Annotated in this window: 13 protein-coding genes; 11 read left to right on the top strand and 2 right to left on the bottom strand. The window is 59.8% G+C overall.

The window, feature by feature from the left end; genetic code table 11:
* The first annotated feature begins 38 nt into the window (after positions 1-38).
* Both ABID44_RS16520 and ABID44_RS16515 read left to right on the top strand, forming a co-directional pair.
* Positions 39-314 (top strand): DUF1488 family protein, encoded by a 276-nt coding sequence (locus tag ABID44_RS16520; protein ID WP_354152808.1) that lies wholly within the window; start codon positions 39-41, stop codon positions 312-314.
* Positions 315-521: 207 nt separating this feature from the next.
* Positions 522-1,508 carry a Tim44 domain-containing protein gene (locus tag ABID44_RS16515; protein ID WP_354152807.1) on the top strand — a complete coding sequence of 329 codons (987 nt, stop codon included), beginning with the start codon at positions 522-524 and terminating at the stop codon, positions 1,506-1,508.
* A 227-nt stretch (positions 1,509-1,735) separates the two neighbouring features.
* Here the strand turns inward: ABID44_RS16515 and ABID44_RS16510 are convergent, their stop codons facing one another.
* Both ABID44_RS16510 and ABID44_RS16505 read right to left on the bottom strand, forming a co-directional pair.
* Positions 1,736-2,830: a sugar kinase gene (locus ABID44_RS16510; RefSeq protein ID WP_354152806.1), complete on the bottom strand. Its 1,095-nt coding sequence runs from the start codon at positions 2,828-2,830 to the stop codon at positions 1,736-1,738.
* Complete coding sequence (locus ABID44_RS16505; RefSeq protein ID WP_354152805.1) at positions 2,827-3,720, bottom strand: GntR family transcriptional regulator; 894 nt, start codon at positions 3,718-3,720, stop codon at positions 2,827-2,829. Before ABID44_RS16505 ends, ABID44_RS16510 begins: the two co-directional genes overlap by 4 nt.
* Before the next feature lie 193 nt (positions 3,721-3,913).
* Between ABID44_RS16505 and ABID44_RS16500 the strand changes: the two genes are divergently transcribed.
* The 9 genes from ABID44_RS16500 (at position 3,914) to ABID44_RS16460 (ending at position 14,948) form a co-directional block, all read left to right on the top strand.
* Entirely contained in the window at positions 3,914-4,921 is a 1,008-nt protein-coding gene (locus ABID44_RS16500; RefSeq protein ID WP_354152804.1) for a zinc-binding alcohol dehydrogenase family protein, read from the top strand.
* A gap of 4 nt (positions 4,922-4,925) precedes the next feature.
* Positions 4,926-6,053 (top strand): mannitol dehydrogenase family protein, encoded by a 1,128-nt coding sequence (locus ABID44_RS16495; RefSeq protein ID WP_354152803.1) that lies wholly within the window; start codon positions 4,926-4,928, stop codon positions 6,051-6,053.
* Positions 6,050-7,552 (top strand): UxaA family hydrolase, encoded by a 1,503-nt coding sequence (locus ABID44_RS16490; RefSeq protein WP_354152802.1) that lies wholly within the window; start codon positions 6,050-6,052, stop codon positions 7,550-7,552. Before ABID44_RS16495 ends, ABID44_RS16490 begins: the two co-directional genes overlap by 4 nt.
* A 142-nt stretch (positions 7,553-7,694) precedes the next feature.
* Positions 7,695-8,612 (top strand): carbohydrate ABC transporter permease, encoded by a 918-nt coding sequence (locus ABID44_RS16485; RefSeq protein ID WP_354152801.1) that lies wholly within the window; start codon positions 7,695-7,697, stop codon positions 8,610-8,612.
* A gap of 1 nt (position 8,613) precedes the next feature.
* Complete coding sequence (locus tag ABID44_RS16480) at positions 8,614-9,447, top strand: carbohydrate ABC transporter permease (protein WP_354152800.1); 834 nt, start codon at positions 8,614-8,616, stop codon at positions 9,445-9,447.
* Positions 9,448-9,507: 60 nt separating this feature from the next.
* Positions 9,508-10,884: an ABC transporter substrate-binding protein gene (locus ABID44_RS16475; RefSeq protein ID WP_354152799.1), complete on the top strand. Its 1,377-nt coding sequence runs from the start codon at positions 9,508-9,510 to the stop codon at positions 10,882-10,884.
* A 69-nt stretch (positions 10,885-10,953) separates the two neighbouring features.
* On the top strand, positions 10,954-12,348 hold the full coding sequence (locus tag ABID44_RS16470) for an amidase (RefSeq protein ID WP_354152798.1): 1,395 nt from the start codon (positions 10,954-10,956) through the stop codon (positions 12,346-12,348).
* Positions 12,349-12,405: 57 nt separating this feature from the next.
* A complete protein-coding gene (locus ABID44_RS16465) occupies positions 12,406-13,503 on the top strand; it encodes an ABC transporter ATP-binding protein (protein WP_354152797.1) in 1,098 nt (365 codons plus the stop codon).
* Positions 13,504-13,544: 41 nt separating this feature from the next.
* A complete protein-coding gene (locus tag ABID44_RS16460; protein WP_354152796.1) occupies positions 13,545-14,948 on the top strand; it encodes a dipeptidase in 1,404 nt (467 codons plus the stop codon).
* The last annotated feature ends 49 nt before the right edge of the window (positions 14,949-14,997 follow it).

The following is a 14,997-nucleotide window of genomic DNA, read 5'->3' as shown; positions in this document are numbered from 1 at the left end:
GCCCGGCCCGGGGCACATGAAGCTGGAGCATGCGGATCATGACGCTGGAATTTCCAAACCGGAGCCGCAGCTTCGATGAGGTGCGCAACGCCGTCCGTTTCGTCGGCCATGACGGCATGTTCGAGGTGCGGTTTTTCATCGAAGCGGATGCGCTTACGAAATCGGAGCCGGATTTGCGCGGTACGGAGATGGTTGAAATGAAGTCCCTTTCAGCTTTTGACGCCTTGCGCGCCTCAATCCACGATGTCGCGCGCAGGGCTTATTCCAGCAACCGCCGTGACTCCTACACGCTGACCGCTGCTGATTTCCGCTAGCGCGGCCAGACGCGTGAGAATCAGCTTTGGAGCGGTGGTGAGAGACAGGTCGACGAGTTCGTCTGACTTGCTTTGCAAATGCCCCGCGCCTTGAAAACCTGCAAGATACGTTGGCCGAGTGCGCCATACACCCTTGTGCACGGCCTTTTGCCCCTCTACATCAGCCCCGTCCGGGCTTTTCCGGGCGCTGTTCGGGGGAAATCAGACATGTTCAAGCCACGCCGCACCAAGATGCTCGCCCTGTTTGCAGGGTTGATGCTCGCCTTTTCCATGGTGTCGGTGGACCACGCCGAGGCACGGCGGGGCGGCAGCTTCGGCAGCCGCGGCGTCCGTACCCATCAAAGTGTGCCGGCCACCCGCACCGCACCGAACCAGGCGGCCCCCGTCGAGCGCTCCATGACGCCGAACACCGCGCCAAATGCGGCCCGCCAGCCATCGAGTGCGCAACAGCGGCCCGGTTTCATGAACGGCCTCGGCGGCTCGCTCATGCGCGGCCTTTTGATCGGCGGCCTGATCGGTCTCCTGTTTGGACAGGGCCTTGGCGGCCTTGCCGGCCTGTTCGGCCTGTTGCTGCAAGGCCTGCTGATCGCCGGCGCGATTATGCTGGCGCTGCGCTTCTTCCGCGGCCAGAACGCCCGCCAGCCCGCCATGGCCGCCGCCGGCAACGCCCCCGGCGCCAACCGCTATGGCCGGGACGCCTATTCGGATGTCGGCAAGCCGACCGCCCTGGCGGTTCCTACCTTTGGCGCACGACCCGCTTCCGCACACGAAGCCGCAGCAACGCAAGAGCTGAAACCGGATCAGGGCGATCTTGACCGTTTCGAAGCCCTTCTCGGCGAAGTTCAGGACGCCTTTACCCGCGAGGATCACGCCGGACTGCGACTGCTGGTCACCCCGGAAATGGTTTCCTACCTGTCGGAGGAGCTTGCCCGAAACGCCCACAACGGCGTGCGCAACGAGGTCAACGATGTACGGCTTCTGCAAGCCGATATCGCCGAAAGCTGGAGCGAGGGCGCGCGCGACTACGCGACCGCAGCCATGCGATATGAAGCGCGCGACTTCATGCGCGACCGCTCCACCGGCAAGATCGTGGAAGGCGATGCGGATGCGGCCAGCGAGACCACCGAACTCTGGACCTTCATGCGCGAGAACGGCCAGGACTGGAAGCTCTCCGCCATCCAGCAGCCCGCCTGAAGAAGCCAGCGCCTGCTGCCATTGCCCGGACCGGCTTCCGCTCTCGAGAGGTGTGCGCCGGGGCCAATTGGAAAAGCCCGCGAATCATGGATTCGTGGGCTTTTTCTTTGATCCGCAGGCTGTCTTCACTGAACGCAGTTGGATCTGCCTGGGTCCTGTTGCCGGAGCGGCCCTCGGCGAACCGGGTCCGTCCTGAAAACGAGCCGGTAAAAGCCGGCCGCGCCAGTTCACAAATCAACCGGCGGTCTCTCCCATCGTTCCATGCCTGGCATACGGATCAGCGCTCCATGATGGGCGACCACTTTCTCCGCCATCCGGCAACCTGCCTGGGCCGCCTCATTCGGCGCGCCTCCTGTCAGGCGAGTAGCGAGATATGCGCCATTGAATGAATCGCCGGCCGCGGTCGCATCCACTGGCTTGTCGACGACCGCCACCTCAACCGAAGTCACGACCTCATCCGCGAGCACCGTCACCGGCTGCTGGCCGTTCTTGACTGCAACCTCCAGGCAGCCCGCCCGGCGATACCGGCGCGTGGTTTCCCGGGGATCGACGTCGCCAAAACATGCCGCTTCGTCGTCGAAGCTCGGCAGCACAATCGTCGCGAGGGCGGCAGCCTTCATGACTGTCTCGCGCGCAGCGTCCATGCTTTCCCAAAGTATCGGACGGATGTTGGGATCGAAGGCGATAATCCGTCCTTTCGACCGCACGGCCTCGAGCGCGCGCAAAAGCGCCTCTCGTCCCTCCGGCGGCAGGATCGCCAAACTGATGCCGGAGAGATAGATCGCCCTTGCATTCTCGAGCGCGCATCTCAGGCGCGCCTCGTCTTCGGCGAGGCGACGGGCCGCCGAGGCGTCACGCCAATAGGCGAAGCGCCGGTCACCGTTGTGCTGTTCGATAAAGTAAAGACCAGGACGCCGGCCGGAAAGACGCGCTATGTTGTCCGTGGCAATGCCGTTAGCGTCCAGAAACGCGACGATGCGGTCCGAAAAGGAATCGTCGCCCAGAGCGGTGAAATAGTCGAGCGCCCCAAGGTCGGGGTCGAGATGCGAACGCGCATACCATAAAGTGTTGAGAGTGTCGCCAGCAACGCCGAGCCGCCATTGCCCCTCGCTTCCGGGCGCCATTTCTATCATGCATTCGCCAATTGCGACAATCTGGGACGAAGACGTCATACGCGGAACTCCCCTTCGTCCAGTGCGCCGATCCCACATCCCTGTGGATCCTGAACTATCATTCTCATCCCCCGTCTGCACCGTCTTGAAATTAAACCTGAGAACAGAGTCGCAACGCTGATCCGCGAGATTGGTGGCTGTCTCCGTCATTCGGAATCCCGGATTGAGCGGAGGAGCGTCTTTCTGGCGGAATCAAGATGCCGTTTCACGGCCTTCTGCGTTTGCCGCTTGTCGCCACGTTCCAGCCCCTCGATAATTTCGAGGTGCTCATGGATGGCGACCTCGTTCCGCTCCCGCTCGTCCACCTTGTTCCACTGAAAATGATAGTGGAAAATCAACGAAATTACGTCGTAGAACTCACGAATGAACCGGTTCTGCGACGCGTCGTTAATCGTGCGGTGAAATGTTTCATCGAGCGCGGAAAACGCATGGAAGTCCGTCTCCAGCCGGCTCAGCAAATCGTGGTGATCGGATTTGAGTTCGATCAGCTGGCGGTATCCTTCCTCGGTGCGGACGGTGTCGGCGAACAGTGAAATAGACTGAAGTTCGAAAAGCTCACGAATATCCGACAGCTCCAGTGCGAAGGATTTGGTGAAACCCTGAAACACCCAGCTTGAATTCGGCCGTTTCTCGATAAGCCCGAACCGGCTGAAACGATTGAGATACTCACGTATGCCAGAGGTCGACACGTTGAACTGCCGCGCGAGTTCAAGTGAATTGATCGTCCCGCCGGGCTTCAGATCGCCCCTCAGGATCCAGTCCTTGAACTTGCGTTCGATCAATTCCGAGCTTGTCTCGGTTTCCGGATCGGGAAAGTACTCACCATCGGCCGGATGCCTCAATATGCGCTTTTCGCGCCCCTCGACACGCAAAATTCCGGCGCTGTCCAGTGATGCAAGAATAGCCCTGACGGTTGTGCGGCTCACTTCCAGTTGCTGCGCAAGCGCGGGCTCGGACCCCAACAGGGCGCCGGGTTTATGCCCGCGTATGAAATCCAGGCACGTATTGTAACTTCGTTTGTAGACAGAGTTGTCTTTCATCCGGCTGCTCGCTCGCCTGTTCTTATTCAAAAAACTTCGATCTTAAAAACATTTTGACACGCATGAGGATTATGTTCAAGTGTGCTTTAACGATAATAGACAGATTTATCCTGGCCGTGAAGCGCGCAACGCCTTCGTTTTGCGGTTCAGGAAAGATCAGTTGCAGGCACTAGACGCATTTTAGGAAATTATAATGAAATCAATAGTCTGCCTTCAGCCCGGCCAGATGGCGCTGGAAGAGCGGCAATCCCCATCCGCGATCACGGAAGGCGAGGTTCTGATCGATGTCGGGTATGTCGGCATCTGCGGAACCGACTATCATATCTATGAAGGCAAACACCCCTTTCTGCAATATCCGCGTGTTATCGGGCACGAGCTTTCCGGCACCGTATCGGATGCGAACGGCTCGCTGTTCAAGGCGGGAGACCGGGTCGTTGTGAACCCGTATCTCGCCTGCGGCGAATGTATCGCCTGCCGAAGCGGCAAGCCGAACTGCTGTGAACGCGTGCAGGTTTTGGGCGTCCATACGGATGGCGGAATGTGCGAACAACTCGTCGTGCCGGCGTCGAATTTGATCGCTGCGGGTGATCTCGCGCTGCGCGATGCAGCGATGGTCGAGTTTCTCGCTATCGGCGCGCATGCGGTTCGCAGATCTAACATGAGCAAAGGTCCGGCATTGGTCATCGGCGCAGGGCCGATTGGTCTGGGCGTTGCGATATTCGCGAAGATTGCCGGGCTGGACATAACTTTGGCGGATGTCAGCGCGGAGCGAATAGAGCAGGCGACAAAAGTCCTGGGGTTCGGTTCGGGCGTCCTCGTCGGAGATGCTGGCGCAGCGAAGCGGGTTCGAGCGATCAATGCGGATGGTTACGGCGTGGTGTTCGATGCGACGGGCAGCAGCCGTTCGATCATGGATGGTTTTGAGCATGTGGCGCATGGAGGCACATATGTCCTGGTGAGCGTCGTGAAAGACGACATCACCTTCTCCGATCCTGAATTCCACAAGCGCGAAATGTCCCTGCTGGGCAGCCGCAATGCGACGGCGGAGGATTTCGAGCATGTGATCGCATCCATTTCGGCAGGCCTTATCCCGCTCGACAGTCTCGCCACGCATGAAACCACGCTCGATGAGGTGTCGAACGATTTGCCAAGATGGGCAAAGGACAAAAAGGGCCTGATCAAGGCTCTGGTTCGGATTTAACGAAATGACGCGCCCCCGCCAGATAATGCAGTTCGGCACCAGCCGCTTCCTCCAATCGCATGTCGATCTGTTCGCTCATGAGGCGAACGAGAATGGCGCGACACCTGTCGAGATCACCGTGGTGAAAATCTCGCCCGATAATGCGCGGGCGCACCGCGTCGCGGCGTTTTCCGACGCCGGCGGTTTCCCGGTCAAGATCCGCGGCGTGGCGAATGGCGAGACGATAGATCGGACGGTTCAGGTAAAATCCGTAAAATCCGCGCTCATTGCAGATAATGAGTGGCCCGAGGTCGTGCGCGCGTTCGTCGACGACGCCGATATCATCGTCTCGAACAGCGGCGATAGTGGCTACAAGACCGAGTCTGATGACATCGCGCTCAGCGAACAGACGGCGCCCAAAGGCTTTCCGGAAAAGCTCGCCGCGCTTTTGATTGCCCGCTGGCGCGGTTCCGGGCGCAGGCTGGTCATCTATCCTTGCGAGCTGGTCAACAAAAATGGCGATACGCTGCGTTCGATCGTCACCAAAGTCGCCATCGCGGCGCACGCGCCGCATGCGTTCCTGACCTGGCTGAAAAGCGAGGTGCGCTTCGTCAATACGCTGGTCGACCGCATCGTGTCCGAGCCGATCGAACCGGTCGGCGCCGTTGCGGAACCCTATGCGTTGTGGGCGATCGAAGGCGCCTCACCGGATGACGCGCCTTTTCTTCACCCGTCGATCGTGGTCACGGATGACCTCGAACAATATGAGCGGCTGAAACTTCACATCCTGAATCTCGGACATACGGTTCTTGCCGACCAATGGCTGGAGAACCCGCAAGAGGGACTGACTGTTTTCCAGGCGATGTCGAATGCGGACATCCGACATCGCCTGGAAGAGATTCTCGAAACCGAAGTCCTGGCCGGCTTTGCTGCGAACGGGCTCGGCGACGAAGCGGAAATCTACATCCAGACGACGCTTGACCGCTTTCGCAACCCATTCCTTCAGCATCGAATCGCCGACATTGCACAAAATCATGATCTGAAGGTGCAGCGTCGACTGGCGGCGTTTATTTCATGGGTCGCGCAGTCGGGCAGCGACCTTGAGATGCCGATGCTGAACGCGATATGCGAACGTCACGGGTTGGCCAGATGAGCAAATCCGCAATCATCTGTCTGGATCCGGAAGACAACATTGCAGTTGCGATCAGGGACATCGCGGCCGGCGATACGATCATGGACGCGATTACGGCTCGCGCCGATATTCCGCTGGGTCACAAGATCGCGCTCGCCGCAATTGCACACGGCGCACCGGTTGTGAAGTTCGGGCAGGTGATCGGTGAGGCCCTGTCGCCCATAGAAATCGGCGATTGGGTTCACGCCCACAATCTTGGCTTCGCGGCCGGTCTTACGCGGATCAGGCCGGGCGCGGCTTCCGCCGCGCCGCATCAGCTCCCGTCGCGCACGACATTCAAAGGCATTCGCCGCGCCACGGGAAAATTCGCCACGCGCAACTATATCGGCGTCATCGCAAGCGTGAACTGCTCCACGACGGTTTGCCGGGCGATCGCCGAGGAAGCCAACAAGCGCCTGCTCGCCAGATTTCCCAACATTGATGGTTTTGTGCCGATCGTCCACGGCTCCGGATGCGGCGCGTCGACCAATAGCGAGGGGCAAAGGCTGCTCCAGAAAACAATTGCCGGCTACTGCCGTCATCCGAATTTCGGAGGTGTTTTGCTCGTCGGCCTGGGCTGTGAAGTCAATCAGATCGCTCTTTACGCCACCGGAGGCCCGTCCGAAACGCGGGTTAGCTTCGACATTCAGCAGGTCGGCGGATCGCGTGCGGCTCTGGAACGCGCAATGGTCGTTCTGGAATCGATCGCACGCGCCGCCGATGCGGTCGCGCGCGAGGACGCGCCCGTATCGGAACTGACGATCGGCCTGCAATGCGGGGGCTCCGACGGCTTTTCCGGCATTACCGCGAACCCGGCTCTGGGCATCGCAATGGATCTTTTGGTGGCTGCGGGAGGAACCGCGATTCTTTCTGAAACACCGGAAATTTATGGCGCGGAGCATCTGCTGACATCCCGCGCGTCGCCGGAAACCTCCGAAAAACTGATGAAGCGCATCGCCTGGTGGGAAGAATATGTAGCGTCCCACAATGCGTCGCTCGACAATAACCCTTCTCCGGGCAACAAGCGCGGCGGCCTGACGACTATCCTGGAAAAGTCGCTGGGCGCGGTCGCCAAGTCGGGCCGCTCGCCGCTGAAGGACTGTTACGGATACGCTGAAACCGTCACGTCGAAGGGCCTCGTTTTCATGGACACGCCGGGTTACGACCCCGTCTCCGCCACCGGACAGGTGGCCGGCGGCGCGAACATGATCGTGTTCACCACCGGTCGCGGCTCGTGTTTTGGATGCCGCCCCGTTCCGTCGATCAAGGTGGCGAGCAATTCGACGCTTTATGAGCGCATGAAAGACGACATGGATTTCAATGCCGGCCGGCTGCTGAACGGGGACGTGCAGCTTCATCAGCTGGGGCAGGAAATCTACGACCTGATGCTCGACGTCGCCTCCGGAGAAAAGACGACCAGCGAGGTGTTCGGCTATGGCGACAGCGAGTTCGTACCCTGGGCCATCGGCGCGGTTTTGTGACTTGTGAAAAGTTTTTTATGGATAAACAAGCGAATTGTTGACAGTGTCGTCAACTTGAATATTATGGATAAATAACATTTGCATGTCAGGCTTTTGCCTCGATCGTGGGTGTAAGTCTGAACTGTAATGGGTGGAGTCGCAGATGAATAAAGTGCCGGCTGGCGGGTTAGGCAAAGCCGCATCGTGGCGACGCGAGCGCAGCCATTTCATTCTGCTTATGCTGATCCCCGCAATCGTTCTCCTGACCGGCCTGATCCTGGTTCCGTTCCTTGTCGGCTTCGGCTTGAGCTTCACCGATTACATTCTGTCTCTGCCGCCCGCGCGCTTTGCCGGCTTCGATAATTATCTGACGCTTCTTTCCACGCCCGAGTTTTGGGATTCGCTCAGGGTCACGCTTATTTTCACAGTCAGTTCGGTAGCGCTTCAGACCGCAATCGGGCTGGGTCTGGCCATTCTTCTCCATGAGGAGACCAAAGCGGTTCCCGCCCTTCGTGCGATCTATCTTTTGCCGATGGCCGTGACGCCGATCGCGGCGGTTTTCACCTTCCGTATGATGTTCAATCCCGGCCTCGGCGTATTCAACCATATTCTGGTCAGCCTTGGCTTGCCGCCGCAGGACTGGCTTGGCGCTGGCAATATGGCGCTGTTTTCGCTTGTTCTTGTCGATACCTGGCAGCATACGCCGTTCATTCTTCTTATTATCGCAGGCGGGTTGGCTTCTCTCCCCGCCGACCCGTTCGAAGCGGCGAAAATCGACGGTGCGACGCCCTGGCAGACATTCAGGCTGGTGACGATGCCGCTGCTCAAGCCGTTTCTGGCAATCGCGCTTCTGTTTCGTTCCATCGACGCGTTCAAGACGTTCGACATCATCTACGTGCTGACGTCCGGCGGTCCGGGAACATCGACGACCACCCTCAATATGTACGCCTACAAGCAGGCGATCGAATTCGTCTCGCTCGGCTATGGCTCCAGCATCGCGATCGTCATGCTGATCATCATCACCATAGTGACCCAGCTATTCCTGCGCCGGTCGCGACTTCTCACAGTAGCGGAGTCCTGAGATGGCCAAGAAAAAGAAAGCCCTGTCGCTGGGCGTGGTTCTGCGCCGCGTCATCCTGTGGGGATTTGCGGCCTGGTGCCTGTTCCCGATCTATTGGCTGGTCAACATGTCGCTGAAGCAGCCTGTCGACGCCGTGGCGCGCCCGCCGACATTCATCTTCATGCCGACGCTGCAAAACTACATCGAAGTTCTTCAGGACCCTCGTGTGATCGGCTACATGATGAACAGCCTGATCATCGCGCTCTCGGCCACTTTCTTCGGACTGCTCATCGGTGCGCCGGCGGCCTATGTGCTGGCCCGCCATCGCTTTCGTGGCGACAGCAAGATCGCGTTCTGGATATTGGCCACGCGCTTTACACCGCCCATCGCCATGCTGATCCCGTTCTTCGTGATCTTCTACAATCTCGGCCTTCTCGGCACGCATGCCGGCCTGATCGTCGCGCATATCGGCATCAACCTGGCGATGATCGTCTGGATCCTGCGCGGCTTCTTCCAAGATCTGCCGCGTGATCTTGAGGAAGCGGCGTTCATCGACGGCGCGGGGCGTTTCACATCGTTCCGGAAGGTCATCCTCCCGCTCGCACTTCCGGGCATCGCGGCGGTCGGCATTCTCACATTCCTGTCTTCATGGAACGAGTTCCTGTTCTCCATGGTGCTCGGCGGCAATGATGTGATGACCGTGCCCGTCGGCATCTACGCCTATATCGGCTTCGAACAGATTGAGTGGGGCAAGCTCTCCGCCGCGGCGACGCTGATGCTGGCGCCCGTTCTTATCTTCATCCTTCTTTTCCAACGCCAGCTCGTTCGCGGGCTGACGCTGGGCGCCGTGAAATAGCCGTCTATCTCAACAAGCGGTTCACACAGGTGACTGCTGACCACAAAAAGGGGAATTCGCATGACTGACCAGAATAATGACCGTCGCTTTGTTTTGACCCGCCGGGCTTTCACGCGCTCGGCGATGCTTGCCGGCGTGGCCCTGGCGGCGCCAGCCATCATAGGCCGTTCGGCATTCGCACAGAGCGGCGAAGGGCTTGACGCTTACACATCGGCGAATGTCGACTGGAAGCGTGAAGCCGGCAAAAAGATCATGGTCGGCGGCGCGACCCATCCCTGGTCGAACGCGGTTACGCCTTTCATCCCGCAGTTCACCGAGTTGACCGGCATCGAGGTCGAGACGGATTTCCGCTCCGAGACCGAGTTCCTGACGGCTCTGCCGATCAAGCTCGCCAGCGGCAGCCGGACCCCTGACGTTTTCATGTATCTGGCATATGGCCAGGGCATCACCGCGGGCTGGCTCGAACCGCTGAACAGCTATTACGAGAACAAGGATCTCGTTGATCCGGCATGGTATGACGAGGCGGACGTCCTCAAGCCCGCGCGCGAATATCCGCTGTGGCACGATGGCGAACGTTATGCGTTCCCGATCACCGCCGAGGCGCAGACCCTGTATCTGAACAAGGCCTACCTCAACGAAAAGGATCTCGATACGCCGAAGACTTTCGACGAGCTTCTGGCCGCCGCGCGCGCGATCAAGACGGACAACGTCTCCGGCATCGCGATGCGCGCCAAGGCTGCCGGCAATGCGACCTTCCCGCTGACCGGATTCATCTACTCATATGGCGGCGAGTTGTTCAACGATGGCCGCGTGGTCTACGACAGCCCGGAAGCCATCGCCGGCGTGGAGATGTTCACGACGCTTCTGCGTGAAGCCGGACCGATCGGCGTGAGCAATTACGACTGGTATGAAGCCCTGAACGATTTCATGCAGGGCGCTTCGGCCATCACGTCCGATACGTCGAACTTCGCGACCGACATTTCAAATCCGGCGAAAAGCAAGGTTGCGGCGGACGCTGCGTTCGCAATCATGCCGACCGCAGGCGACAAGCCTTCGCGCCCGAACATGTCGTGCTGGCAGGCTGCCGTAAACTCGAAGTCGAACAACAAGGACGCGGCGTTCCTGTTCCTTCTCTGGGCCACCAGCAAGGCGACCTCCTTGCAGACCGCCGCCAGGGGTCTGGCGACGACGCGCGTCTCGGCCTGGGAAAGCGATGGCTTCAAAAAGGCGTTCGGCGATCAGGCGGCGCAGGCCGCGCTCGCCAATCTGCAAAACGCCGATGCGGACCTCGCCAAGCGCGCCCGTTTCCATCCGCAGTCGCCGCAGATTCTCAACGAGCTGGCTGTGGGCGTCAGCCTCGCGCTGAGCGGAGCCGAAACGGCGGAAAGCGCCATGAAAAAGGCGGCCGCAAAAGCCAATTCGCAGTTGCGCACCTGAGGCGTCTGAACCTCGACGGCCGGAGATGTCTCTCCGGCCTTCCCTCCCGAATCTATTTGGATACGGCCAATGACCGAGCTTTTTTCGCTATCAGCCGCAGAACTCGTCGATGCCTACAAAGCGAAAAAAATCTCGCCGGTCGAGGCGACGAAATCATGTCTCGGGCGAATTGCTGCGCTCGATGAAAAACTGAACGCTTTCTGTCTGGTGGACGAGGAGAGCGCCCTTGCGGACGCTCGCGCATCCGAGGCGCGCTGGATGCGAAACGAACCGGCCGGTCTGGTGGACGGCGTTCCGACCACCATCAAGGATTTGTTCCTGACCAGGAAGTGGCCGACGATGAAAGGTTCACTGACGGTGTCGCGCGAGCAGGCCTGCGACACCGATGCTCCAGCAGTCGCCAGGCTTCGCGAACAGGGTGCGGTTTTTCTTGGCAAGACGACCACCACGGAATTCGGCCACAAGGGCGTGGGCGACAGCCCGCTGCACGGCACGACACGCAACCCGTGGAACACCGACCTCACACCGGGCGGATCGAGCTGCGGCGCAGGTGTAGCGGCGGCCGCAAGCATGGCTCCGCTCAATCTGGGCAGCGATGGCGGCGGCTCGATTCGCATCCCCGCTTCGTTTTGCGGGATATTTGGAATCAAGCCCGGCTTCGGTCGCGTTCCGGGCGCCCCTGCTTCCATTGCCGGATCGTTGCCGGGCACGGGCCCGATGACACGCACGGTCGAAGACGCAGCGCTCATGCTGCAGGTGATCGCAGGCGATGATGCGCGAGACTGGACGGCTCTTTCCGACGTTGCTTTCGATGCTCTTTCGGGCCTCGGCGAAGGCGTCAAGGGCCTCCGCATCGCTTACGCTCCAACGATCAGCGGCGCGCCGGTGACAGATGAAGTCGCGCAGTCGGTTGCACAGGCGGCAGCGGTTTTCCGCGAACTCGGCGCAACCGTCGAGCAGATAGATCTCGACCTGCGACGCGCGGTGGATATCTATACGACCATTCTTTCCGTCACGCTCGCCAGCGCAATCGCGCCGATGAGCGAAGATCAGCGCAAGCTGGTCGATCCCGGCCTTCTCATTATCGCTGATGCAGGAAGCAAGCTTGGAGCTCTGGAGTACGCGCAGGCCTTGCATGTAGAGCGCGCCGAACTTGGCGCGAGGATGCGCGCGCTTCATGAGACTTACGATCTGCTGATCCTGCCTTCCATGCCGCGCACCGCGTTCCCGGTCGGCGAGGATTTCCCGGGCGACAAGGGCGGCGAATGGCGCGGAGACTGGACGCCGTTCACCTCCCCATTCAACCTTACCTATCAGCCCGCCGCATCGATACCGTGCGGCCTGAGCCCGGAAGGCTTGCCGATCGGTTTGCAGATTGTGGGCCGCGTGCGCGCGGAAGCGACAGTGCTGCGCGCCGCAAGGGCCTACGAAAAAACAAGGGCATTTCCTCTTCCGCCTCTGTAAGCGCCCGAACAGGCAAGCTTACGCGGCGAAGAGCACAGCAATTCGATTGGAGTAACGATGGCGAAGGTATCGATCGACAAGATCGTCAAACATTATGGAGACTATCACGCGGTAAGGGGCGTGGACCTCGACATCGCTGATGGCGAATTCATCGTTCTCGTCGGTCCTTCCGGCTGCGGCAAGTCGACTATGCTGCGCATGATCGCCGGGCTCGAAGACATCACCGATGGTGAAATGCGTATCGGTGACAAGCTCGTCAATGATGTTGCGCCACGCGACCGCGACATCGCGATGGTGTTCCAGAGCTATGCGCTCTATCCGCATATGAACGTGTTCGAAAATATGGGCTTCGGCCTGACGCTTCGGAAGTTCGCGGCAAGCGACATTAAACAGCGCGTCGAGGACGCCGCCCGCATTCTGGGGCTTTCCACGCTGCTTGACCGCAAGCCGAAAGAGCTTTCCGGCGGCCAGCGCCAGCGCGTCGCCATGGGCCGCGCGATCGTCCGCGACCCGGAAGTGTTCCTGTTCGATGAGCCGCTTTCCAATCTCGACGCCAAGCTGCGCGTGCAGATGCGCACAGAGATCAAGAAGCTTCACCAGAAGCTTGGCACGACGACAATCTATGTCACGCATGACCAGATCGAGGCCATGACGCTCGCCGACCGTGTCGTGGTCATGAACCATGGCGTGATCGAGCAGGTTGGCCCGCCGCAGGAGCTTTATCGCTCGCCGGCCACCCGCTTCGTCGCAAGCTTTATCGGTAGCCCTTCGATGAATTTCATACCATGCAGGCTGGAGGGCGATGCGTCCGGTCTGGTTGTCGTGCTGGATGAGGGCACGCGGCTTCCCGTGCCGAAAGAACGCTCGGAGCGCTATGCGGCCCATATCGGAAAGGCCTTGGAGCTCGGCCTGCGTCCCGAACATCTGACGGAGCGAAAGGAAGGAATGTCCGCCGAATTCGCTCCGCTGCCGATCACCGTCGATGTCGCCGAGCCCATGGGTGTCGAAACGCTGGTGCATTTCCTGATGAACGACGTGATGCACTGTGCGCGCATCGATCCATCCGTCGATCCGCAGGCGGGCCAGCCTCTCGAGCTCATGGCCAATCTGCGCCATATGCATCTGATCGACACGGAGACCGGCACGGTCATCTGATCGTTGTCCCACAGCGGCGAAAACATCTGGAGTTCGTTAGATTGACCGACACTACCAATAATCCGGCTCTCGAAAAAGTGCTTGCCCGCGCAGACGCGAATCTCGAAGGCAGCCTCGACCGGTTTTACGAACTGCTCCGCATAAAGAGCATTTCGACCGATCCTGCCTATCGTGACGATTGCCGGAAAGCGGCCGAGTGGCTGACAGCTCAACTGGAAACGATGGGCTTCGAAGCGTCGGTGCGCCCCACGGGCGGACAGCCGATGGTGGTGGCGCACGACACGAGCCCCGAGGGCACGCATGTCCTGTTTTACGGCCACTATGACGTTCAGCCAGTGGATCCTATCTCGGAATGGAATTCCGATCCTTTCGAACCGAAGCTCGTTCCCGCCGAGAACGGCGACACGCATATCGTTGCGCGCGGCGCCTCCGACGACAAGGGACAGCTTCTGACATTCATCGAGGCTTGCCGGGCCTGGAAAGAAGCGAACGGATCCCTGCCGCTTCCGGTGTCAATCTTGCTGGAAGGCGAGGAAGAAGCCGGTTCCAGAAATCTCGGGCCGTTTCTCGATGCGACCGAGCATGAACTCAAGGCTGATGTCGTCCTTGTCTGCGATACCGATATGTGGGACGAGAACACGCCGGCGATCACATCCATGATGCGCGGGCTTTGCGGCGTCGAAGTCGAGATCGAAGCCGCCAGCCGGGACCTTCATTCTGGCGTCTACGGAGGCGCAGCCCGCAATCCGCTTCAGGTGCTGACGACCATACTCGCGGAATTGCGCGATGCGAACGGCCGCATTCTCATCGACGGTTTCTATGACGGCGTGAAAGAACTTCCCACGCAGATCACGGACCTGTGGGCCAGATTGCCGTTCGACGAAGACGCCTTTCTCAATAAGGTCGGTCTGTCCGTTCCCGCCGGTGAAAAAGGGCGCAGCGTCCTTGAACAAATCTGGGCGCGCCCGACGATGGAGATCAACGGCTTGATCGGCGGCTATACGGGCGAAGGCTTCAAGACGGTGATCCCGGCGAAGGCTTCGGCCAAGATTTCATTCCGCCTGGTCGGGGACCAGGATCCGGCGCGCATCTTCGACGCCTTCCAATCCCATGTCGAGGCCCGGTTGCCGGCGGATTGCACCGCAAAATTCACTGTGCATTCAAGCAGCCGTGCGACCAATGTTTCGATGGACAACCCATACATCGGCCCGGCTTTGAAGGCGCTTTCGGAAGAATGGCGGACCGAAGCCGCCATAGCGGGTGGCGGCGGCTCGATACCCGTCATCAATGAATTCAAGAAACGCCTCGGTATGGATGCTCTTCTTGTCGGCTTCGCGCGCTTCGACAACCGCGTTCACAGTCCGAACGAAAAGTACGACCTGTCGAGCTACAAGCTCGGCATTCGCTCATGGATCAGAATTCTCTCCGCCCTCGCAACGCGATAGAAGAACTGTTGGCTTTCCCGGCCGTTATTTCGACGGTTCTGTCGCAATT

It is taken from the genome of Aquamicrobium ahrensii (genome assembly GCF_040545755.1).
Lineage (GTDB): Bacteria > Pseudomonadota > Alphaproteobacteria > Rhizobiales > Rhizobiaceae > Mesorhizobium > Mesorhizobium ahrensii.
Note: the sequence above shows the minus strand (reverse complement) of the source record. Positions and strands in the feature narration are given on the sequence as shown.